This is a genomic window from Solirubrobacter pauli, assembly GCF_003633755.1.
GTDB lineage: Bacteria > Actinomycetota > Thermoleophilia > Solirubrobacterales > Solirubrobacteraceae > Solirubrobacter > Solirubrobacter pauli.
In genome coordinates this window covers 539,753-560,302 of the sequence record NZ_RBIL01000002.1, presented here as the reverse complement: position 1 = coordinate 560,302, position 20,550 = coordinate 539,753, and the positions used below count along the sequence as shown (strand labels likewise).

General features: G+C 70.5%; 24 protein-coding genes. 4 read left to right on the top strand and 20 right to left on the bottom strand.

The annotated features are described in order from the left end of the window. Positions 1-3: 3 nt before the first annotated feature. Positions 4-1,449 carry a DHA2 family efflux MFS transporter permease subunit gene (locus tag C8N24_RS22555; protein WP_121254369.1) on the bottom strand — a complete coding sequence of 482 codons (1,446 nt, stop codon included), beginning with the start codon at positions 1,447-1,449 and terminating at the stop codon, positions 4-6. A 20-nt stretch (positions 1,450-1,469) separates the two neighbouring features. On the opposite strand from C8N24_RS22555, the gene C8N24_RS22550 reads away from it, so the two are divergent. Together C8N24_RS22550 and C8N24_RS22545 are read left to right on the top strand one after the other, a co-directional pair. Continuing rightward, entirely contained in the window at positions 1,470-2,297 is an 828-nt protein-coding gene (locus C8N24_RS22550) for a TIGR01777 family oxidoreductase (protein WP_121254367.1), read from the top strand. Between the two features lie 23 nt (positions 2,298-2,320). Then, positions 2,321-2,614, top strand: coding sequence for a hypothetical protein (locus C8N24_RS22545; RefSeq protein WP_147447935.1), 294 nt, complete (start codon positions 2,321-2,323; stop codon positions 2,612-2,614). 3 nt (positions 2,615-2,617) lie between these two features. Here the strand turns inward: C8N24_RS22545 and C8N24_RS22540 are convergent, their stop codons facing one another. The 19 genes from C8N24_RS22540 to C8N24_RS22455 form a co-directional block, all read right to left on the bottom strand. After that, positions 2,618-2,869 (bottom strand): hypothetical protein, encoded by a 252-nt coding sequence (locus C8N24_RS22540; protein ID WP_121254363.1) that lies wholly within the window; start codon positions 2,867-2,869, stop codon positions 2,618-2,620. Next, positions 2,866-3,576: an ABC transporter ATP-binding protein gene (locus C8N24_RS22535; protein WP_121254361.1), complete on the bottom strand. Its 711-nt coding sequence runs from the start codon at positions 3,574-3,576 to the stop codon at positions 2,866-2,868. Before C8N24_RS22535 ends, C8N24_RS22540 begins: the two co-directional genes overlap by 4 nt. Beyond that, positions 3,573-4,409: an ABC transporter ATP-binding protein gene (locus tag C8N24_RS22530; RefSeq protein WP_121254359.1), complete on the bottom strand. Its 837-nt coding sequence runs from the start codon at positions 4,407-4,409 to the stop codon at positions 3,573-3,575. Before C8N24_RS22530 ends, C8N24_RS22535 begins: the two co-directional genes overlap by 4 nt. Beyond that, positions 4,406-5,704 (bottom strand): branched-chain amino acid ABC transporter permease, encoded by a 1,299-nt coding sequence (locus C8N24_RS22525; protein WP_147447934.1) that lies wholly within the window; start codon positions 5,702-5,704, stop codon positions 4,406-4,408. The genes C8N24_RS22530 and C8N24_RS22525 overlap by 4 nt, the downstream gene beginning before the upstream one ends. Beyond that, positions 5,611-6,666, bottom strand: coding sequence for a branched-chain amino acid ABC transporter permease (locus tag C8N24_RS22520; protein ID WP_121254355.1), 1,056 nt, complete (start codon positions 6,664-6,666; stop codon positions 5,611-5,613). Before C8N24_RS22520 ends, C8N24_RS22525 begins: the two co-directional genes overlap by 94 nt. 116 nt (positions 6,667-6,782) lie before the next feature. Next, positions 6,783-8,012: a branched-chain amino acid ABC transporter substrate-binding protein gene (locus C8N24_RS22515; protein WP_170179323.1), complete on the bottom strand. Its 1,230-nt coding sequence runs from the start codon at positions 8,010-8,012 to the stop codon at positions 6,783-6,785. A gap of 184 nt (positions 8,013-8,196) precedes the next feature. Then, positions 8,197-8,361, bottom strand: a complete 165-nt coding sequence (locus C8N24_RS34220) for a hypothetical protein (RefSeq protein WP_170179322.1) — start codon at positions 8,359-8,361, stop codon at positions 8,197-8,199. Positions 8,362-8,373: 12 nt separating this feature from the next. Next, positions 8,374-9,186, bottom strand: coding sequence for a tryptophan synthase subunit alpha (gene trpA, locus C8N24_RS22510; RefSeq protein ID WP_121254351.1), 813 nt, complete (start codon positions 9,184-9,186; stop codon positions 8,374-8,376). Beyond that, on the bottom strand, positions 9,186-10,370 hold the full coding sequence (gene trpB, locus C8N24_RS22505; RefSeq protein WP_121254349.1) for a tryptophan synthase subunit beta: 1,185 nt from the start codon (positions 10,368-10,370) through the stop codon (positions 9,186-9,188). Before trpB ends, trpA begins: the two co-directional genes overlap by 1 nt. Next, entirely contained in the window at positions 10,357-10,992 is a 636-nt protein-coding gene (locus C8N24_RS22500; protein ID WP_121254347.1) for a phosphoribosylanthranilate isomerase, read from the bottom strand. The genes trpB and C8N24_RS22500 overlap by 14 nt, the downstream gene beginning before the upstream one ends. Continuing rightward, entirely contained in the window at positions 10,992-11,783 is a 792-nt protein-coding gene (trpC, locus tag C8N24_RS22495; protein ID WP_121254345.1) for an indole-3-glycerol phosphate synthase TrpC, read from the bottom strand. Before trpC ends, C8N24_RS22500 begins: the two co-directional genes overlap by 1 nt. Then, positions 11,780-12,811 (bottom strand): anthranilate phosphoribosyltransferase, encoded by a 1,032-nt coding sequence (gene trpD, locus C8N24_RS22490; protein ID WP_121254343.1) that lies wholly within the window; start codon positions 12,809-12,811, stop codon positions 11,780-11,782. The genes trpC and trpD overlap by 4 nt, the downstream gene beginning before the upstream one ends. Next, the gene (locus tag C8N24_RS22485) at positions 12,804-13,361 is read right to left on the bottom strand and encodes an anthranilate synthase component II (protein WP_121257922.1); all 558 of its coding nucleotides are present in this window, start codon (positions 13,359-13,361) and stop codon (positions 12,804-12,806) included. The genes trpD and C8N24_RS22485 overlap by 8 nt, the downstream gene beginning before the upstream one ends. Next, complete coding sequence (gene trpE, locus C8N24_RS22480) at positions 13,358-14,815, bottom strand: anthranilate synthase component I (protein ID WP_121254341.1); 1,458 nt, start codon at positions 14,813-14,815, stop codon at positions 13,358-13,360. The genes C8N24_RS22485 and trpE overlap by 4 nt, the downstream gene beginning before the upstream one ends. Beyond that, on the bottom strand, positions 14,799-15,413 hold the full coding sequence (hisIE, locus tag C8N24_RS22475) for a bifunctional phosphoribosyl-AMP cyclohydrolase/phosphoribosyl-ATP diphosphatase HisIE (RefSeq protein ID WP_121254340.1): 615 nt from the start codon (positions 15,411-15,413) through the stop codon (positions 14,799-14,801). The genes trpE and hisIE overlap by 17 nt, the downstream gene beginning before the upstream one ends. Before the next feature lie 15 nt (positions 15,414-15,428). Next, positions 15,429-16,196 (bottom strand): hypothetical protein, encoded by a 768-nt coding sequence (locus tag C8N24_RS22470; protein WP_121254338.1) that lies wholly within the window; start codon positions 16,194-16,196, stop codon positions 15,429-15,431. Then, entirely contained in the window at positions 16,193-17,563 is a 1,371-nt protein-coding gene (locus C8N24_RS22465) for a putative bifunctional diguanylate cyclase/phosphodiesterase (RefSeq protein ID WP_121254336.1), read from the bottom strand. The genes C8N24_RS22470 and C8N24_RS22465 overlap by 4 nt, the downstream gene beginning before the upstream one ends. A 31-nt stretch (positions 17,564-17,594) precedes the next feature. Then, on the bottom strand, positions 17,595-18,320 hold the full coding sequence (locus C8N24_RS22460; protein WP_121254334.1) for a hypothetical protein: 726 nt from the start codon (positions 18,318-18,320) through the stop codon (positions 17,595-17,597). Between the two features lie 3 nt (positions 18,321-18,323). Continuing rightward, entirely contained in the window at positions 18,324-19,139 is an 816-nt protein-coding gene (locus tag C8N24_RS22455; protein WP_170179321.1) for a phytoene/squalene synthase family protein, read from the bottom strand. A 58-nt stretch (positions 19,140-19,197) separates the two neighbouring features. Here C8N24_RS22455 and C8N24_RS22450 point away from each other — a divergent pair, with 58 nt between their 5' ends. Together C8N24_RS22450 and C8N24_RS22445 are read left to right on the top strand one after the other, a co-directional pair. Continuing rightward, positions 19,198-20,091 (top strand): ArsA family ATPase, encoded by an 894-nt coding sequence (locus C8N24_RS22450; RefSeq protein WP_147447933.1) that lies wholly within the window; start codon positions 19,198-19,200, stop codon positions 20,089-20,091. After that, complete coding sequence (locus C8N24_RS22445; RefSeq protein WP_121254328.1) at positions 20,088-20,543, top strand: PH domain-containing protein; 456 nt, start codon at positions 20,088-20,090, stop codon at positions 20,541-20,543. The genes C8N24_RS22450 and C8N24_RS22445 overlap by 4 nt, the downstream gene beginning before the upstream one ends. Positions 20,544-20,550 lie beyond the last annotated feature (7 nt).

The following is a 20,550-nucleotide window of genomic DNA, read 5'->3' as shown; positions in this document are numbered from 1 at the left end:
ACGTCAGTCCGCGTCCGCAGCAGCGGGTGGCGGGTGGCGCGGGAGGAAGAACGCGGGGATCAGGGCGAGCGCGGTCAGGCCGACCGCCCACCAGAAGGTGTGGGCGAACGCGTCGGCCAGCGGCTCGGCGATCTGAGAGACGTCGCCGGTGCCGGTCAGAGCGCCGAGGGAGCCGCTGCCGCCGACCTGGGCGGTGATCTGGCGCTCGAGGACGACGGTGAGCACGGCCGTGCCGACCGACCCGCCGACCGTGCGGATGATGTTGATCAGCGACGTCGCGCGCGGGACGGCAGCGCGCGAGAGCGTCTGGTAAGCGGCGGCCATCGCCGGCATCATCGTCATGCCGAGGCCGAGTCCGCGGACCCAGAGCGCGATCCCCAGCACCCAGAAGCTCGTGTCGGCCTCGAGCTGGGTGTAGACGCCCGTGCCGAGCAGCGCGACGACGATCCCGAACGGGACGACCTTCCCCGCCCCCACCCGGTCGGTGATCCGCCCCGCGATCGGCATCGCCAGCGCGGCGCCGATGCCCTGCGGGGCGAGCAGCAGGCCGGCGTTGAGCGCGCTCTGCTCCCGGACCACCTGGTAGTAGAGCGGCAGGATCAGCATCGCGCCGAACAGCGACACGCCGAAGATGAACGTGGTGCCGGACGCCGCCGCGAACGCCCGGTCGCGGAACAGCGACAGGTCGATCAGCGTGCCGCGCCCCTTCAGCGACCACAGGGCGAACCCGACGAGCAACGCCGCGCCGCCCAGCAGCCCGAGCAGGACGCGCACGTCCAGCAGGGTCCCTTCGGCGCCCACCTCGGAGAGCCCGTAGATCAGCAGCGCGAGCCCCGGCGAGAGCAGCAGCATCCCGCGCACGTCCAGCGGCGAGCGCCCGCGCACGTCGGTGCGCGGGAGGATCCGGAACGCGAGCGCCAGGGCCACCGCGCCCACCGGGAGGTTGACGAAGAAGATCCAGCGCCAGGAGACGTTGTCGACGATCAGGCCGCCGATCACCGGGCCGAGGATCGGGCCGAGCAGCGTCGGCACGCCGATCACGCTCATCACGCGCCCCATCCGCTGCGGCCCGGCGGCCTGCGCGAGGATCGCCTGGCCGATCGGCATGATCATCCCGCCGCCGAACCCCTGCAGCACGCGGAACGCGATCAGCGACTCGACGCTCCACGCGAGCCCGCACAGCCCGCTCCCCGCCAGGAAGAGCGTCACCGACAGCATCCACATCGTGCGCCCGCCGAACCGCTCCATCGCCCAGCCGGTCAACGGGATCACCGTCGCCAGCGCCAGCAGGTAGCCGGTGGACACCCACTGGATGGCGGTCAGCGAGGCGTCGAGGTCGCGTGCGAGCGTCTCGATCGCGACGTTGACGATCGTCGTGTCGAGAATCGACATGATGGTGCCGAGCACGACGACCGACGCGAGGCGCAGCAACCCGCGGTCCAGACCCATCCCGGAACCGTACCCAAGCTATGCGAGTGACCATCACGGGCGCGAGCGGCCTCATCGGCAGCAAGCTCACGAAGGCCCTGGAACAACGCGGTGACGAGGTCATCCCCGTCTCCCTCCGCAAGGACGGCCCGATCGAGCTCGGCGACGTGGTCGTGCACCTGGCGGGCGAGAACGTCGCCCAGCGCTGGAGCGACGCCGCACGCGAGCGGATCGAGCAGTCCCGCGTCCAGGGCACCCGGCGCGTCGTGAAGGCGATCAACGCGTCCGCCCACAAGCCGGCCCTGATCAGCTCGAGCGCCGTCGGCTACTACGGCAAGCACGGCGACGAGCGGATCGACGAGGACAGCCCGGCCGGCGACGACTTCCTGGCCCAGGTGTGCGTCGCGTGGGAGACCGAGGCCAAGCAGGCGCAGTCGCGGACCGTGCTGGTCCGCACCGGTGTGGTGCTCGACCAGAGCGGCGGCGCGCTCTCGAAGATGCTGCTGCCGTTCAAGCTCGGCGTCGGCGGCCCCGTGGCCGGCGGCAAGCAGTACATGCCGTGGATCCACGTCGACGACGTCGTCGGCATCTACCTGAACGCGATCGACGACCCCACCTGGGAAGGCCCGGTCAACGCCACGGCGCCCGAGCCCGTCACGAACAAGGAGTTCAGCCGCGCACTGGGCCGTGCGCTGCACCGCCCCGCGGTCGCCCCGATCCCGAGCTTCGCCATCCAGGCGCTCTACGGCGACATGGCGGAGATCGTCACCGAAGGCCAGCGCGCCGTTCCGCGGCGCACGCTCGAGCTCGGATACACGTTCCGCTACACGGATCTGGACGAGGCGCTCAGATCCGCGACATCGCAGTAGCGCGAACGCCATCATTGGGGTGGATGGGTCTTCCGCCTGAACTGGATCGCCTCGGCGACGTGCTGACGCACGCGGCCTCGCGGCACTCCGCGCGGCGTGAGCGCCGGCGGCGCCTCGCGGGCGGGATCGCCGCCGGGCTGCTGGTGTTCGCGGCGATGACGCCCACCCCGCTCCAGCCGGCCGACCAGGTCGACCTGCTCGGCTTCGCGATCACGTCGAGCGCCCAGGCCGCGGAGGTGTGCGAACAACCCCGCGGCCCGCGCTTCGACCTCGAGACGACCTGCGGAGCGAACCCCGCCCCGCAGGCCGTGCGCTAGCTGCTACGCAGCCGCGCGCTTCTTCTGACCCCGGCCGACCGGGCCGAGGGTCTTCCACTTCGACTCCGCCTTCGCGGGGATGATGAGCCAGATGATCGTCCCGATGATCGAGAGGATCAGGCCCGTCGCCAGGCCCGGACGATCGCCGTAGCCCTTCCGCTCCGACAGGTACGACGCGATGATCGTGGACACCAGCCACAGGTACATCCAGAACAGGACCAGCGCGCCTTCGGTGATTGCAGCGGTGATGATCATGTTCCGAGGTACGCCTTCTGCACGTCGGGGTTGGTGCGCAGCGTGTCGGAGTTGTCCGACATCACCACCTTGCCGGTCTCGAGCACGTACGCGCGCTTGGAGACGTCGAGCGCGAAGTTCGCGTTCTGCTCGACCAGGAGGATCGTCATGCCCTCCCGGTTGATCTCCTCGATCGTCTCGTAGATGCGCTCGGTGAGCACCGGGGAGATGCCCATCGACGGCTCGTCCAGCAGGAGGACCTTCGGCTTGGCCATCAGCGCGCGCCCGATGGCGAGCATCTGCTGCTCGCCGCCGGACATCGTGCCCGCCTTCTGGGCCTGACGCTCGTCGAGCCGCGGGAACAGCTCGAAGATGCGCTGGAGGTCCTTCTCCTGCTGGTCCGAGTCACGGCGCAGGTACGCCCCGAGCTCGAGGTTCTCGCGCACCGTCATCCGCTGGAAGCACTTGCGTCCCTCCGGCGACTGCGCGATGCCGAGGCCCACGATCTCCTGCGGCGGGAGATGCGTGATCTCCTCGCCGTCGAGGACGATCGAGCCGGTGCGGGCGGGCGTGAGGCCCGAGATGGAGCGGAGCGTGGTGGACTTGCCGGCGCCGTTGGAGCCGATCAGCGTCACGCACTCGCCCTCTTCCACGGTCAACGAGATGCCCTTGAGCGCCTGGATGTTGCCGTAGTAGGTGTGGATGTTCTCGACCGTGAGGAAGCTCATGCCTTCTTCCGCTCCCCCGTCTCGGCCGCCGCCTTGCCCAGGTAGGCCTCGATGACCTTCGGGTTGGCCCGCACCTCGGCCGGCAGCCCTTCGGCGATCTTCTCGCCGTGGTCGAGCACCGTCAGGCGCTCGGAGACGCCCATGACGACCTTCATGTCGTGCTCGATGAGCAGGATCGTCATGCCACGGTCGTCACGCAGCTGGTGCATGAGGTCCGTGAGCGCCGCCGACTCCTGCGGGTTCATGCCGGCGGTCGGCTCGTCGAGCAGCAGGATCTTCGGGTCCGACGCCAGCGCACGGGCGATCTCCACACGGCGCTGGTCGCCGTAGGAGAGGTTGGTCGCCATCCAGTCGTGGTGACGGCGGATGCCGACGTACTCGAGCTCGGAGCGCGCCTTGTCGCGCACCTCGCGCTCTTCGCGCCGCGTGCCCGGCAGACGCAGGATCGAGCCGACCAGCCCCGACTTCATGCGGGAGTGGATGCCGATCATGACGTTCTCGGTCGCCGACATGGTCGAGAAGAGGCGGATGTTCTGGAACGTCCGCGCCATCCCGGCCTTCATGACCACGTCCGGACGGGCGCCGGTGATGTTGCGCCCGGCGAACCCGATCGTGCCGAACGTCGGGCGGTAGAAGCCCGTCAGCATGTTGAAGAACGTCGTCTTGCCCGCGCCGTTGGGCCCGATGATCGAGACGATCGAGCGCTCCGGCAGGCTGAACGACACGTCGCTCACGGCCGTGAGGCCGCCGAACTGCTTGGTGATGTTGCTGGCGTCGAGAATCGCCGGGTTGGCGAGTGACGGCGCCGGAGTGGAGCTCTGCGTGGCGCTCATGCTCGTGCCGTGTAGAGGGTTTCGTCCGTCGTCTCCGCGTGCTCGGTGAGCTCCATCTTGTGACGGCGCTCGGGGAGCAGGCCCTGCGGACGCAGGATCATCATCAGCAGCAGCAGGAACCCGTAGATCGCGAAGGTGATCTGCGTCATGTCGAACTCCAGGCCGAGATCGCCCGGAACCCCGTTGATGACATCCGGGATCAGGTAGTTGTTGATGATCGACAGCACGATGGCGCCGATCACGACGCCCCAGATGCTGCCGAGGCCGCCGAGGATGACCATCGCCAGCACCAGGATCGAGAACGAGAACTGGAACTGGTCGGCGTTCACCGTGTTCAGCAGCGACGCCAGGAACGCGCCCGAGATGCCACCGAAGGCGGCGCCCGACGCGTAGGCCATCAGCTTGGTCTTGACCGCCGGGACGCCCATCGCCACCGCGGCGATCTCGTCCTCACGCAGGGCGACCCACGCACGACCCATCCGCGAATCCCGCAGGCGGAAGTTCACGAACAGGACGATCACGACCAGGAACAAGGCGAACCAGTACCAGGGTTTCTTGTCCAAGACCGTGAACGGCTCGAAGAACGGCAGGTCGATCCGGTCCACCGGCGAGATGCCCTGACGACCGGCCGTGACGGGCGTGCCGCCGAGGATGGTCGTCTCGTCCAGGTTGACCGCGAGGCGGCCGATGATCTCGCCGAAGGCGAGCGTCACGATGGCGATGTAGTCGCCGCGCAGACGCAGGGTCGGCAAGCCGATGATCATGCCCGCGATCGTCGTCAAGACGATGGCGATCACAAGCACTATCAAGAAGTTGAAGTGGATGCCTGGCAAGTTCAGCGTGTTGCCACTGACGAGGAAGTGGATGCCCTTCTCGTCGTTGACGTAGGCGAAGTGCCCGGAGGCGAACCAGCCGACGGCGAACGCGCCGAAGGCGAAGAACGCCACATAACCCAGATCCAACAGGCCGGCGAAGCCGACGATGATGTTCAGGCCGAGCGCCATCACCACGTAGGCGAGGGCGACCGCCATCTGCTGCATGAGATTGGCCTTGTCCCCGATGGAGGGGATGAACGGCAGCAGGGCGGCGATGGCCAGCACGACGCCCGGGATGAGACCCTTCTCGGCCCAGCCCGGAAGCTGGAAGCCGGACTTCTTGCCGGTGGGGTCGGGAGGCGTCTGAACCTCGGAAGCGGCAACGCTCATCCTGCGTCCCTCGTCTGCTCGCCGAGAAGGCCCGACGGCTTGAACACCATGATCAAGACCAGGTAGCTGAACACGATCGCCGGCGTCCACTCCGAGCCGAGGCGGTTGTCCGACATCTGCTGGATGCAGCCGATGATCAGACCGCCGAGCACGGCGCCGCGGAGGTTGCCGATGCCGCCCATGACGGCGGCGGTGAACGCGATCAGACCACCCGTGAAGCCCTGGAAGAACCAGATGGTCGTCTGGTACATGGCGTAGATCAGGCCGGCCGCGCCGGCCAGCATGCCGCCCAGCAGGAACGTCAGCGAGATCGTCGTGTCCACGTTGATGCCCTGGAGGCGCGCGGCCTCAGGGTCCTGCGCCGTCGCGCGCATGGCCTTGCCGAGGCGCGAGCGGTTGATGAAGGTCGTCATCACGATCAGCAGCGGCACGGTGACGACGATCGACAGAAGGTCGGCGTGCTCGATCGTGACGCCGAAGACCGTGACCAGCGTCTTCTGCGCGTCCAGGAGATCCGGGACGCCCTGCTGGTTGCCGCCCTTCCAGAGGAGGCCGACGTTCTGCAGGATGAAGGACATGCCGACCGCGGTGATCAGCGGCGCCAACTTGGGCGCGTTGCGGAGCGGCCTATACGCCACCCGCTCGATCAGCACGTTCAGCGTTCCCGAGCCGATCATCGCGACCACGAGGGCCACGAGCAGACCGAAGAACACCGGGATGAACGAGGAGTCGACCGTGAGGCCGAGCGTCCCGATCAGCGAGGCGGAGATGAACGAGCCGATCATGAAGATCTCGCCGTGGGCGAAGTTGATCAGCTCGACGATGCCGTAGACGAGCGTGTAGCCGATCGCCACCAGCGCCCAGATGGCGCCGTTGGAGAGGCCGGCGACCAGGTTCTCGCCCAGGCGAACGAGGTTGCCCTGCTCGCTCAAGTCGTTGATCGCGAAGATCACCGGCAAGAGCAGCAGGACCGCAGTCAGCCCGTACGTGCCGATCAGCTGCTTGATGCGCTGAGAGGCAGGCGGGCCTGCGGGGATGCTGGCGGCTTCCATTAAGTCTCGTATGTGGTTGAGGTCCGACCGGAAATAGGCACCGGCCGGGAGCGGGCAAACCCCGCTCCCGGCCGAGCATACGCCTCAGTGAGGCGGCAGCCTATGCCCTGGGGTGATTAGCCCTGGGCCTGAGCCTTGATCGTCTGGTCGAACTTCAGCTCGCCGTTCTCGACGCCGTAGGCGCCGTAGTCGGTGAGCGTCGTGTCGCCGTTCTCGTCGATCGAGTAGGTGCCGAGCACGGAGCTGCGGTCCTTGGTCGCGAAGAGGGCTTCCTTGATCTTCTCCTTGGAGCCGTCGCCCGAGCGCTCGATGGCGTCGAGGGCCAGCTTCATGGCCTCGTAGCCGTAGATCGCGTACGGATCCGGGTTGCTCACGCCGTACTTCTCCGTGAACTGCTTGAAGAACTCCTGGCCCTCCGGCGGGTACTGATCCGGGGACAGGGTGGCGACGGTGACCTTGACCTGCTTGTTCAGCGAGGCGGGGATGCCGCCGTCCTTCTCGGAGACGAAGCCGGTCTCGGCGACGCCGTCCGGGCCGTAGAGGCCCGCGTCGGAGCCCAGGGCCGCGGCGAAGTCCTTGAACTGCTGGACCGCGTTGTTGGCCGTGATGCCCGAGTAGATGAAGCAGTCAGCGCCGGCCGCCTTGGCCTTCTGGGCCAGGGAGCGGTAGTTGGACGCGTTCTTGTCGATCGCGTCGTTGGAGGTCAGGGTCAGGCCCTGCTCCTTGGCGGACAGCTCGATGACGCGAGCCAGGCCGGCGCCGTAGACCTCCTTGTCGTTGGTCATGGCGACCTTGGTGCAGCCGTCCTGCTTCATGAGCGTGACGAGGGCCGCAGCCTGGATCGTGTCCTTCGGGACGATGCGCGTGTAGGTGCGATCGCCCGTCGGGTAGTACTTGTCCGGCTCGCCGGGCTCGGAGCCCGGGTCGTTCGTGGTCAGGCCCACGTACGTGTTGGCCGGGGAGATCTGCGGAACGCCCGCCTCGGAGAGAATCGGGATCGAGACCTTCGAAGCACCCGAGTTGAACGCGCCGATGTAGACCGCGGTCGACTCGTCCTGGGCGGCCTTGAGCGCGTTGGCGGACTCCGCCTCCGGCGTCCAAGAACCGGCCTGAGCCGTCGAGTCGTCGAGCGACTCGTACTTGATCGTGTGCGCGCCGGCCTTGCCGCCGGCCTGCTCGAGAGCGAGCTTGGCGCCGTTGACCAGAGCCTCCGTCTGGACGCGCGAGGCGCCCTGGAGCGGCAGCGACGAGAAGACCGTCAGGCTCTTGCCCTCGGCCGTCTGGTCGCCGCTGTTGCCGCCACCGGTGGCCGGCTCGTCCTCATCCCCACATGCCGCAACGCCCATCGCAAGCGCGGCGACAAGACAGCCCGTAGCTGCCATGTACTTAGAACGCAAAGAACCCCTCCTCATGAGGCTCGTATTCGGGCGGCGATTCTACGCATGCCCCGTTCAGGCGGCAACAGCGTAGACCGCAGCCCAGCGGAAAGTACGAGTCCGCGGAGGGGCTTAGCGCGACCGCAACGCGCGCTTAATCGTTGCCGCGCGGCAGGTACTTGATGACGATCGCGGCGGTGGCCGCCAACAGCGGGAAGAGCATCGCGATGATGAACGCGTCGAACGACTTCATCAGGCTCGTGCCCCACAGGACGACCCAGACCACGAGTCCGGTGATCAGCGCAAGGAAGATTCCCATGTCGCGTGGAGGCTAGCGGACCAACGCGTCAGCGAGCTCGGCGACGACGGATCCCGCTGCTGGCGCGGGATCCGCGCCTTGCTCCACCGCCTCGGCCACGGCCCGGACGAGCCGCGAGCCGACGATCACGCCGTCCGCTCCGGCGTCCGCCGCAGCGCTCGCCTGAGCCCCGTTCGAGATGCCGAAGCCGAGCGCGACGGGCACCGGGCTGTGGGCCTTCACACGGGCGAGAAGGTCGGACGGATCCGCCGAGGTGGAGGCGCGCTCACCGGTCGTCCCGGTCACCGAAACCGTGTAGACAAATCCACGCGCAGTCCGCCCGATGGCGCTCAGCCGGTCGTCCGGTGTGGTCGGCGCGACGAGCGGCACGAGCGCGACCCCGCGCGCGTCGCACGCGGCGAGGACGGGCTCGGACTCCTCGAGCGGCAGGTCGGGCACGATCAGCCCGCTGATGCCACGCTCCGCGAGCTCGGCGGCGAACCGCTCGGGCCCGCGCGCCAGGATCGGGTTCACGTAGACCATCAGCACCACCGGGAGCAGCTCGGCGATCCGCGTGCCGGCCTCCAGCACGTTGTGCACGGTCGCGCCGCTCTCCAGCGCCGCCGTGGCGGCGGCGTGGATGACCGGGCCGTCCGCGAGCGGGTCGCTGAACGGCACGCCCAGCTCGACGAGGTCGGCGCCGGCGTCCGCGTAGGCGGTGGCGATCCGGACGCTCGTCTCGATGTCGGGGAAGCCCGCCATCAGGTAGGGCATCAGCGCCGCGCGCCCGCGGGCGCCCTTGAACGCCGCAGCCAGACGGTCGGCGCCGGTCTCCACGCGCGTCATCAGCTGATCCCCAGCTTCGCGAGGACCTCGGCGAGGTCCTTGTCGCCGCGGCCGGACAGGCAGATCAGGTCGATCGTGGCGTCGGTGGCCGTCTCCTGGCCCGCGCCGAGCACCCAGGCGACCGCGTGCGAGGACTCGAGCGCCGGGATGATCCCCTCCAGCTCGGCGAGGCGCTTGAAGGCGGCGAGCGCCTGCGCGTCGGTCACGCCCGCGTAGGTCGCGCGGCCCGTGTCGCGCAGCCACGCGTGCTCGGGGCCCGTGCCCGGGTAGTCGAGGCCGGCGCTGATCGAGTGCGCTTCGAGGATCTGGCCGTCCTCGTCCTGCATGATCGCGCTGTAGGAGCCGTGCAGGACGCCGCCGCGACCGCCGACGGTGAGCGGCGCGCCGTGGCGACCGGAGTCGATCCCCTCCCCCGCCGCCTCGGCGCCGATCAGCTGGACGTCGGCGTCGTCCACGAACGGGACGAACGTGCCGATCGCGTTCGAGCCGCCGCCCACGCAGGCGATCACGCGGTCGGGCAGCCGGCCGGCCTTCTCGAGGATCTGCGCGCGGGCCTCGTCGCCGATGATCCGCTGCAGGTCGCGCACGAGCGCCGGGAACGGCGCCGGGCCGACGCACGAGCCGATCACGTAGTGCGTGTCGCCGACGTTGGAGACCCAGTCGCGGATCGTCGCGCTCACGGCCTCCTTCAAGGTGCGGCTGCCCGCGTCCACGGGTGCGACGCGCGCGCCGAGCAGCTCCATGCGCTGGACGTTGGGCGCCTGGCGCCGCATGTCCTCGGTGCCCATGTAGACGATGCACTCGAGCCCGAGCAGCGCGCACGCCGTCGCGGTCGCCACGCCGTGCGAGCCCGCGCCCGTCTCGGCGATGATCCGCGTCTTGCCCATCCGCTTGGCGAGCAGGGTCTGGCCGAGCGCGTTGTTGATCTTGTGCGCGCCCGTGTGGTTGAGGTCCTCGCGCTTGAGGTAGACGGCGTGGCCGACGTCCTCGGACAGGCGCGTCGCCAGGTACAGCGGCGAGGGGCGGCCGACGTAGTCGTTCAGGAGCGCGTTGAGCTCGGCGCGGTAGCCGGCGTCATCACGCGCCGCGACCCACGCCGCCTCCAGCTCGACCAGCGCCGGGACGAGCGTCTCGGGGACGTACTGGCCCCCGTAGGGACCGAATCGGTGTTCAACTGCCGACATGTGCCCCTTCTACGGCCGCGAACAGCGCTTCGACCTTCGCGTGGTCCTTGACGCCCGGGGACGTCTCCACGCCACTGGACACGTCGACGCCCCACGGCCGCGCCTGCGCGATCGCGTCGGCGACGTTGTCCGGGTTCAGCCCGCCCGCGAGCAGGAACGGGATCGAGCTCTTGCGCCGCGCGACGAGCGACCAGTCCCACGTCTTGCCGGTGCCCCCGTACGTGCCGTCGGCGGTGCCGGTGTCCAGCAGGTGGAAGTCCGTGTGGTAGCGGTCCATCTCCCGCAGGTCGTACGCGTGGATGATCCGCCCCGCCTTGATCACCTTCGCGCCCGTGCGCTGCGACACCGCCGCGCAGAACGACGGCCCTTCGTCGCCGTGCAGCTGCACGTGCGTGAGGCCGATCGCGTCGACCAGGCCGGCGATCTCGTCCAACGGCTGGTTGACGAACACGCCGACCAGCTCGACCTTGCGGCGCATGACGCGCGCGATGCCCGCGGCCACGGCCGGGTCGACGTGGCGCTTGGAGCCGGGCCAGAGGATGAAGCCGATCGCCCACGCGCCGAGCGACGCGGCGAGCTCGGCGTCCTCGAGCCGGGTGATGCCACAGATCTTGACGTGCATCACGTGAGCTCGGCGAAGCCGGTCAGGTCGCGCACGATCGCCTCGATGTCGGGCGCGCGCATCAGCGTCTCGCCGATCAGCACGGCGTCCACGCCGACGCGCTCGAGGTCGTCGAGCTGGTCGCGCGTCGAGAAGCCGCTCTCGCTCACGACGGTCTTGCCCGCGGGGATGTCGGCCAGCAGGTCGAACGTGCGCTCGATGCTGACGGTGAAGTCCGACAGGTCGCGGTTGTTGATGCCGAGCACGTCCGCCTCGATGTCCAGCGCGACCTCGAGCTCACGCTCGTCGTGGACCTCCACGAGCACGTCGAGATCCAGCTCGCGCGCCTCGTGCAGCAGGTCCGACAGGTCGCTCGGCTCGAGCGCGGCGACGATCAGCAGGATCGCGTCCGCCCCGGCCGCCGCGGCTTCGTAGAGCTGGTAGCGGTGGACGATGAAGTCCTTGCGCAGGATCGGGAGCGTCGCCGCCGTGCGCGCTTCGCGCAGGTCGTCCAGCGAGCCGCCGAAGTGGAACGGCTCGGTCAGGACGCTCAGCGCCGCGGCACCGCCGCGCTCGTAGGCCTGGACGATGTCCGTCACGCTGGAGCCCTCGCGGATCGGGCCCGCCGACGGCGAGCGCCGCTTGTGCTCGGCGATCAGCGAGATCCCCGGACGCGTCAACGCCTCGCTGAAGGGCCGGGCGCCGCCCTCGCGGCGCTCGATCAGCTTCTTGAGGTCCTTGATCGAGACGTCCTTCTTGCGGCGTTTGACCTCCGCGCGGGTGTCGTCGACGATGCGGTCGAGGACGCTCATGCGGGCGCCAGCTCCTTGGTGAGGTTCACGAGGTTCTCCAGGGCCTGCGCGGCGCGGCCTTCGTCGATCGCGGCTTCGGCGGCGCGGACGCCCGCTTCGAGGCTGTCCACGGTGCCGGACACGTAGATCGCCGCGCCGGCGTTGAGCACGGCGACGTCACGGGCCGGGCCGTGGTCGCCGGCGAAGATCCGCCGGGTGATCTCGGCGTTGACGTCGGGCGTGCCTGCGCCGAGGGCGGTGGCCTCCGCGCGGGCGATGCCGAGATCCTCCGGTGCGACCTCGTACGCGCGGACCTCCTCGCCGTCCACCTCGACGACGCGTGTTGTCGACGACGTGCTCATCTCGTCCAGACCGTCGCTGCTCGACACTACCAGCGCCTTGGCGACGCCCAGCTGCGCGAGCGCGCCCGCGATCGGCTGCAGGAAGCTCGGGTCCGACACGCCGATCACCTGCCGCTTGGCGCCGGCCGGGTTCGTCAGCGGGCCGAGGAAGTTGAAGATCGTGCGGACGGCGAGCTCCTTGCGCACCGGCACGACGTACCGCGTGGCGCCGTGGTGCGCGGGCGCGAACATGAAGCCGAAGCCGACCTCGTTGATGCAGCGGGCGACCGCGTCCGGCTTGAGGTCGATGCGCACGCCCAGCGCCTCCAGCACGTCGGCGGAGCCCGACAGGCCCGTGGCCGAGCGGTTGCCGTGCTTGGCGACCGCGCAGCCGTGGCCGGCGGCGATCAGGGCGGCGGTGGTGGACACATTGAAGGTGGGCCTACCCCCGCCGGTGCCCGCCGTGTCGATCAGGTCGTCGCGGCCCGTGTCGACCGGGGTCGCGAACGCGCGCATGGTGGTGGCGAGGCCGACGAGCTCGTCGATCGTCTCGCCCTTGGTGCGCAGCGCGATCAGGATGCCGCTCGTCTCTACCTCGGAGGCGTTGCCGGCCATGATCTCGGCCAGCACGGCGGCGGTCTGCTCGGCCGTCAGGTCCTGGCGGGACGCGAGCGCGTCCAGCGCCGCGGTGAGGATCGGGTTAGGCAAGGAAGTTCTTGAGCAGTTGCTTGCCGTCCGGGGTGAGGACGGACTCGGGATGGAACTGGACGCCGATCGCCGGCAGCTCCTTGTGCCGCATGGCCATCAGGACGCCGCCTCCGTGGGCCGTGGCCTCCAGGCAGTCCGGCAGGTCCTCGTGCACCACGAGCGAGTGGTAGCGCGCGACCGGCAGCGGGTTCGGCAGGCCGGCGAAGACGCCCTGGCCGTCGTGCGTGATCTCGGTCGTCTTGCCGTGCACGGGCAGGTGGCGGATGACCTTGCCCCCGAACGCCTGCCCCATCGACTGGTGGCCGAGGCACACGCCGAGCGTCTTGATGCCCGCCTCGGGGAAGCGGCGCATGGCCTCGACGCTGATGCCGGCCTCGTTCGGCGTGCACGGACCGGGGCTGACGACCACGCGGTCGTACCCCTTCTCCAGCAGCTCGTCGACCGACGCGACGTCGTTGCGCACGACTTCCAGCTCCGCCCCCAGCTCGCCCAGGTACTGGACGAGGTTGTAGGTGAACGAGTCGTAGTTGTCGACCATCAGGACTCTCATGGCCACGCCGCCTGCTGGGTCGCCAGCTCGATCGCCCGCACGACGCCGCGCGCCTTCGCACGCGACTCCTCGTACTCGTAGTCCGGCCGCGCGTCGGCCACGGTGCCGCCGCCGGCCTGGATGTGCGCCATGCCGTCCTTGGTGACGACGGTGCGGATGCAGATGCAGGTGTCCAGCTCGCCCGCGTACGAGAGCCAGCCGACCGCACCGCCGTACGCGCCGCGCTTGACCGGCTCGAGCTCGTCGATGATCTCGATCGCGCGGATCTTCGGCGCGCCGCTGAGCGTGCCGGCCGGCAGGACCGAGCGCAGCGCGTCGATCGCGCGCACGTCCTCGCGCAGCGTCCCCGCCACCTGGGAGACGATGTGGATGACGTGCGAGTACGTCTCGACCTCCATCAGGCGCTCGACGTGCACGCTGCCCGGCGTGCAGACGCGGCCGAGGTCGTTGCGGCCGAGGTCGACGAGCATCACGTGCTCGGCGCGCTCCTTCTCGTCGGCGAGCAGCTCGGCGGCGATCGCCGCGTCGTCCTCGCCGCGCGGGCGCGTGCCCGCGATCGGGCGGGTGGAGACGTAGCGGCCGTTGACGGTCAGCAGCGGCTCGGGCGACGCGCCGACGATCTGGAAGTCCTCGAAGTCGAGGAAGTACATGTACGGCGACGGGTTCACCGCCCGCAGGCCGCGGTAGATGCTGAACGGCTCGACCGGGTTCTTCGCGCTCCAGCGCTGGGACGGGACCACCTGGTAGGCGTCGCCGGCGCGGATGTACTCGATGATCCGCGCGACGTTGCCCTCGAAGGCCTCGCGGCTCATGTTGGACTCGAACTCGGGCTCCGGGCGCGCCGCGTGCGTCTCCAGCGGCGGCAGCGGGCCCGCGAGCCGCGTGCGGACCTGGCGGATCGCCTCGACCGCGCGGGCGTGCGCGGTGTCGACGTCGGTGTCCTCGTCCAGGTAGGCGTTGGCGAGGATCGTGACCGTGTGGCGCAGGTGGTCGAACGCGACGATCACGTCCGTGAGCATCAGCGCCATGTCCGGCAGGCCGATGACGTCCGGGTTGGGCTCCGGCAGCCGCTCGGCCGAGCGCACGCAGTCGAAGCCGAAGAAGCCGACGGCCCCGCCGGCGAACGGCGGCAGCCCGGCGATCTCGGCCTGGCGCACCTGCGAGACGGCCTCGCCGGCGATCGAGTACGGGTCGCCGTCCTCCCCCAGGCTCCAGCGGATGACGTCCTTCGGGCGCCAGCCGATGAAGCTGTAGCGCCCGACCTGCTGGCCCTGCTCGGCCGACTCCAGCAGGAACGCCGGGCCGTCGCCGCGCAGCTTCAGGAACGCGGAGACGGGCGTCTCGCAGTCCTCGATGAAGCTGTGGGTCACCGGGATCAGGTTGTGGTCGCCCTCGAGCGCCCGCGCCTCTTCCAGCGTCGGGCTGACCTCAAGGTGCTCAGCGACGGCGGTCAAGGAGCACCTCCTGGGCGTCCTGGAGGGTGAGCCCGCGGCTGTGGAGCAGGACCGTGAGGTGGTAGAGCACGTCGGCGGCCTCGTTGGCCACGCGGTCGTCGGTCTCCTCGCGCGCGGCGCGGGCGACCTCCTCGGCCTCCTCCTGCACCTTCTCGCCGATGAACGGCGGGTCGGCGAGCAGGCGGTTCGTGTACGAGCCCTCCTGCGGGTTGGCCTTGCGATCCGCCAGCGTGCGCTCGAGGCCGGGCAGCGCCTCGTAGGGGAGCTGCGGCTCGGTCTCGCCCTTGTGGAAGCACGTGCGCTCGCCCGTGTGGCAGGCGGGACCCGCGGGCTCGACGAGCGCCAGCACGGCGTCGCTGTCGCAGTCGAAGCGCAGCGCCTTGACGGCCTGCGTGTTCCCCGAGGTCGCGCCCTTGTGCCAGAGCTCGTTGCGGCTCCGGCTGAACAGGTGCAGCTCGCCCGTCTCGCGGGAGAGCCGCAACGCTTCCTCGTTCATGTAGGCGAGGGTCAGGACCTCGCCGGAGCGCCAATCCTGGATGACGCACGGAACGAGGCCGCGGTCATCGAAGCGCAATGAGTCTGGACTGGGAGGCTCCATTTCGGAGCGTGCAGTCTAGGTGGTCTGCTCAGCCCACGGAGAACGGCGCCCCTGCGGGGCCGGACGGCCGACCAGCGGGCGGCGGTTCCAGTCGCGCACGGAGCCCTTGTGGAGGCGGTGCACGGTCCACAGGAAGTAGATCGCGGCGGGCACGCCGATGTTGTCCAGCGCGACGCTCCACGGGTCGGCCGTGACCATCAGCCCGGCGAGCAGATGCGAGCCCGCGCACGTCAGGAAGACGCCGCTCATCGCGATCCCCGACAGCGACCAGCCGCCCAGCAGCGGGCGCCGGGCGAGCTGCGTGCGGGCGGTGAACAGGCCGACGAGCGTGTAGCACGCGAACAGGAAGACGCTGGGGATCAGCACACGCAGGTCGACACCCATCGTCCACGCGTGGCGCAGACCCTCCCACAGGGTCGCGCCGGCGGCGGCCGCCATCAGCACCGGGAGCGCGGTGAGCCACAGCGGCGTGCGGACGATCAGGCGATCGCCGCGTCCGCCGAACGCCGCCTCGACCCGCAGGCCGATGAAGACCAGGCCGGGGACGAGCCCGAGCGCGAGCGCCGATACGTGCGGCAGGTGCGCGGCCTCCCCGTTGATCAGGTGCCGCACGGCGTGGACGAGGTGATGCGGGCCGCAGGTCCAGGCCATGACGAAGAACGCGCCGCCGAAGTGGCTGAAGCCGCGGTCGCGGTGGCGGACGAGCTCGTAGCCCGTGATCACGCCTAGCGCCGTGTAGGCGAGGCCGGTGATGAGGGCCAGCAGGCCCGCGGTGAGGATCACGCGCGGTCCTTGGCGATGCCGATCTGGTGCATCATCTCGTCGACGAGAGCGCGCTCGCCGCGGTGGTTGCGGACGCGCGGGTGCGCCGACGAGGCGATCGTCTTGAGCCCGTGCAGCTGCTCGGGCGGCACCGCGGGCGACCACAGGAAGCCCTGGGCGACCCCGCAGCCGAGCGCGATCAGCTGGTTGGCCTGCAGCGGTGTCTCGACGCCTTCGGCGACCACGTGCAGGCCGAGCGCGTGGGCGAGGCTGAGGATCGCGGCGACGACCGCGGAGTCCTCGGGCTCGGTGCCCAGGCCGTCGACGAACGAGCGGTCGACCTTGAGCACCTCGACCGGCAGGTGGCGCAGCCGCGCGAGGCTCGAGTGGCCCGTGCCGAAGTCGTCGATGCCGACGTAGACGCCGAGCGCCTTGCACTCGCGCAACCGGTCGAGCGCGACGTCCTTGGCGGACATCAGCGCCGACTCGGTGATCTCCAGGCACAGGTCGCTCGCCGCGATGCCGGCGTCGGCGATCGCGGTCTGGACGATCGCCGGGAAGTCGGGGTCCTCGAGCTGCCGCGTGGAGACGTTGACGGTGACCGTGAGCGGCTTGAGCCCTTCGCGGTGCAGCTGGGCGAGCGCCTGGGTCGCGCGGCGCAGGACGCGTGTGCCGAGCGGGCCGATCATCCCGGTCTCCTCGGCGAGCGGGATGAACTCCGCCGGCGAGGCGTCCGCCCAGCGCACGAGCGCCTCGGCGCCCGCGAGCCGGCCCGTCGAGAGGTCGATCTGCGGCTGGAAGTGCACGTCGAGCTCGTTGCGCTCGAGCGCGGTCCGCAGCCGTTGCTCGAGCTCGAGCCGGCGCAGCAGCCGCGCGCGCGTCTCGTCGGAGAAGACCTCGATCCGGTCCTTGCCGCCCTCCTTGGCCTGGTACATAGCCGTGTCGGCGTCGCGCATGAGGACGTCGGCGTTGTCCTCCTCGGGCCCGGCGACGCGGCAGCCGACGCTGACCCGGACGTGGCGGCGCTGGCCGCCGACGTCGAACGGCGCCGACAGCGCGCCGCGGATGCGCCCCGCGGTGATCGTCGCGGCGGCGAGGTCCGCGCCGGCGCACAGGACGGTGAACTCGTCGCCGCCGATGCGGGCGACGAGGTCGCCCTCGTGAACCGCGCCCTTCAGGCGCTGCGCGACCTGGATCAGCAGCCGGTCGCCGGCCTCGTGGCCGAAGCCGTCGTTGACGAGCTTGAAGTCGTCGAGGTCGAGGAAGAGCACGGCCATCCCCTGCTCGGTCCGGATCGCCGCGCGCAGCCCGGCAAGGAACGCCGGCCGGTCCGGAAGCCCGGTCAGCGCGTCGAAGCCGGGGCGGCTGTGGAAGACGAGGGTCGACACTTCTCGTTCTTCGACCCACCCCCTGGCGCGGTTAAGCGTTTGCGAGGTTTCTGGACCGGACCGTGAAGTACCGGGTGACGACCGCGAGCGCGAGCAGGTCGAAGAACCCGTAGACGCCGACGATCCCGCTCGGCGGGTTGGCCTCCGGGACGCCGATCAGCGGCACGGTCGGCGCCCACGCCCACGTGCCGATCAGCACGCCGCAGGCCTCCAGGTAGCAGACGACCAGCCACATCATCGCGTAGAAGCGGGCGCGGTCGGCGCCGAGCGCCCACAGCCAGATCAGCAGCAGCCCGACCCCTAGCGCCCCGCCGACGTCGTCGGCCAGCACGAGCGCCAGCGCGCCGTACGTGACCGCCGCCGCGGTCACCGCGACGCGGACCGTGTCCTGCCGGCGCTCCGCGAGCGGGTCCTTGGACCACAGCAGGGCCGTCACGAACACGATCCCGTGCGCAGGCGGGATCCACGGCGGGACGTTGTCGAGCCGGTACGCGTACCACTCGAGCACGAGCGAGAACGTCAGCTCGGCGGCGGTCGCCAGCGCCACCAGCAGCAGCGTCTGCCCGCGCTCGGCCGGCGTCAGCGCGCCGATCGCGCCCAGCAGCGCCCACCAGGCGAGCGCGGCCAGCAGCCACTGCGTGCGCGTGTCCAGGGTGCCGTCGACGAGGAACGCCGCCGGGATCGCGACGAGCACCGCCACGAACCACCAGCGCGGGCGGGCGACCAGCAGGCGCGGCCAGGTCAGCAGCGCCCGCACGGCTCAGCGCGGGGACGGCAGCGTCGCCTCGAGCGCCGCGCCCGGCAGGTGCCAGACGCGCACGCCGGTCGGACGCGGGCTGTTGAGCATCCGGCGGTACAGGCCGACCGCCAGCCGCACGCCCGGACGCACGGAGGCCGGCGCCGCGGCGATCGCGGGGCCCGCGGCGGCGAACAGCGCGCAGGCGCGCTCGGCCTCGTGCCGCAGCAGCGCCTGGAGGCGGGGGCTCGAGCCGGTCAGGTCCGCGTCGGTGACGCCGAAGCGCGTTCGGTCCTCCGCCGGCAGGTAGATGCGGTCCAGGCGGCGGTCCTCGCGCACGTCGCGGATGAAGTTCGCGAGCTGGAAGCCGACGCCGAGCCGGCCGAGGTCCGCGTGGTGATCCGGCGGGACGCCCAGCAGCGCGGCCATGATCCGGCCGACCGTGCCCGCGGAGCCGTCCATGTAGGTCACGAGCTGCTCGTAGGTGTCGATGCGGATCGGCGGCTCGGAGTCCACCCGCATCGAGCGCATGTACGTGCGGAGCTCGGCCAGCGGCAGCGCGTGGCGGTCGGCGGCGTCGTGCAGTGCGAGCGCGATCGGATGCCGCGGCGTGGTCAGCTCTCCCTCCCACTCGTCCAGAGCCGCACACCGCGCGTGCGGCGTCTCCGGACGGCTCGGCCCGTCGACCAGCTCATCCGCCGCGCGCACGTACCCGTACAGCGCGTATGTCGCGGGACGCAGCGGCGCCGGCAACCGGCGCGTGGCGAGGTAGTACGTCGGGTCGTGGCGGCGCAGCATCCGCCGTGCCGTCTCGTACCCCTGCTCTACCGCCGAGTCCATCGTCATCCTAGGGTGCACTACGGTGGACGCCCTTCTCCGAGATCGCTCCCTTCTATACGTGACCGGCAAGGGCGGTGTCGGGAAGACGACCGTCGCGGCCGCACTCGGGCTCGCCGCCGCTCGGACCGGCCGGCGGACGATCGTCTGCGAGGTCGCCGAGCAGGATCGCATGTCGCGGGCCTTCGCACGCGAGGGCGTGCGACCCGAGCAGGAGGTCCAGCTCGCCGACGGGCTGTGGGCGATCACGATCGACCCGCAGGCCGCGCTCGAGGAGTGGCTGCGCAAGCAGGTCGGCGGCCCCGCGCTGAAGGTGCTCGGCCACTCGCACGCGTTCCAGTACTTCATCGCCGCCGCCCCGGGCGCGAAGGAGCTGATCACGATCGCGAAGATCTGGGAGCTCGCGCAGACCGAGCGCTGGAACCGCGGCAGCGACACGTACGACCTGGTCGTGGTCGACGCGCCGGCCTCCGGGCACGGGATCGGGATGCTGACCACGCCGCGGACGTTCGGCGAGATCGCGCGGGTCGGCCCGATCCGCCGCCAGGCCTACAAGGTCAGCGAGATGCTCGCCGACCCGCGGCGGACGGGCTACGTGGCGGTCGCGCTGCCCGAGGAGATGCCGGTCACCGAGACGATCGAGCTGGAGGCGCGCTTGCGCGCGGAGATCGGGCTCGGGCTGGACGCGATCGTGATGAACGCGATGTGGCCCGAGCGGTTCTCCTCCGCCGACGTGACGAAGCTGCGCGCGGCCGCCGGCAACGGGTTCGACGAGGCGTCGCTGGGGGCCGTGCGCGCCGCGCTGTCCGTGCACGAGCGGGTGAAGGCGCAGCGCACGCACGTGCGCCGGCTGGAGGCGGCGACCGACGCGCCGGTCACGCCGCTGCCGTTCGTGTTCGAGTCAGAGCTCGGCCTCGCCGACTACGAGCACCTGGCCGACGAGCTGCTCGCTTGATCGCCACCCCCACCCGTACGCTGGCCCCGCAGGCCCGGTTCGTCTGGGCCTTCGGGCAGCTCGCCCTGTGGGGCGCGCTGACGGTCGCCGCCGTGATGATCGCGCAACTCGACGAGGTCGGCTGGTGGCCGGTGCTCGTGACCGTCGCCGGCCTGCTCGTGTGCGTGCCGCTCGTGCCGATGGTGCGCTGGCGGCGCTGGCGCTGGGACGTCCAGGAGCCGGGCATCGACATCCGCCACGGCCTGTTCAGCGTGCGCCAGACGCTCGTCCCCTGGGTGCGCGTGCAGCACGTGGAGACGCGCCGGGGCGTGCTCGAGCAGTCCTTCAACCTCGCGACCGTCGTCGTCCACACCGCGGCGGGGTCGCACACCATCCCGTTGCTGGCGCTCAGGGACGCCGAGGAGCTCCGTGACCGAATCGCCGAGCTGGCCCGAACCGACCCCGACGCCTGAGCCGCCC

Bases quoted from the DNA above. Each gene is read 5' to 3' on its own strand.
- C8N24_RS22555 (WP_121254369.1), bottom strand. From the start codon at position 1,449: ATGGGTCTGGACCGCGGGTTGCTGCGCCTCGCGTCGGTCGTCGTGCTC.
- C8N24_RS22550 (WP_121254367.1), top strand. From the start codon at position 1,470: ATGCGAGTGACCATCACGGGCGCGAGCGGCCTCATCGGCAGCAAGCTC.
- C8N24_RS22545 (WP_147447935.1), top strand. From the start codon at position 2,321: ATGGGTCTTCCGCCTGAACTGGATCGCCTCGGCGACGTGCTGACGCAC.
- C8N24_RS22540 (WP_121254363.1), bottom strand. From the start codon at position 2,869: ATGATCATCACCGCTGCAATCACCGAAGGCGCGCTGGTCCTGTTCTGG.
- C8N24_RS22535 (WP_121254361.1), bottom strand. From the start codon at position 3,576: ATGAGCTTCCTCACGGTCGAGAACATCCACACCTACTACGGCAACATC.
- C8N24_RS22530 (WP_121254359.1), bottom strand. From the start codon at position 4,409: ATGAGCGCCACGCAGAGCTCCACTCCGGCGCCGTCACTCGCCAACCCG.
- C8N24_RS22520 (WP_121254355.1), bottom strand. From the start codon at position 6,666: ATGGAAGCCGCCAGCATCCCCGCAGGCCCGCCTGCCTCTCAGCGCATC.
- C8N24_RS22515 (WP_170179323.1), bottom strand. From the start codon at position 8,012: ATGGGCGTTGCGGCATGTGGGGATGAGGACGAGCCGGCCACCGGTGGC.
- C8N24_RS34220 (WP_170179322.1), bottom strand. From the start codon at position 8,361: ATGGGAATCTTCCTTGCGCTGATCACCGGACTCGTGGTCTGGGTCGTC.
- trpA (WP_121254351.1), bottom strand. From the start codon at position 9,186: ATGACGCGCGTGGAGACCGGCGCCGACCGTCTGGCTGCGGCGTTCAAG.
- trpB (WP_121254349.1), bottom strand. From the start codon at position 10,370: ATGTCGGCAGTTGAACACCGATTCGGTCCCTACGGGGGCCAGTACGTC.
- C8N24_RS22500 (WP_121254347.1), bottom strand. From the start codon at position 10,992: ATGCACGTCAAGATCTGTGGCATCACCCGGCTCGAGGACGCCGAGCTC.
- trpC (WP_121254345.1), bottom strand. From the start codon at position 11,783: ATGAGCGTCCTCGACCGCATCGTCGACGACACCCGCGCGGAGGTCAAA.
- C8N24_RS22485 (WP_121257922.1), bottom strand. From the start codon at position 13,361: ATGAGAGTCCTGATGGTCGACAACTACGACTCGTTCACCTACAACCTC.
- hisIE (WP_121254340.1), bottom strand. From the start codon at position 15,413: ATGGAGCCTCCCAGTCCAGACTCATTGCGCTTCGATGACCGCGGCCTC.
- C8N24_RS22455 (WP_170179321.1), bottom strand. From the start codon at position 19,139: ATGGACTCGGCGGTAGAGCAGGGGTACGAGACGGCACGGCGGATGCTG.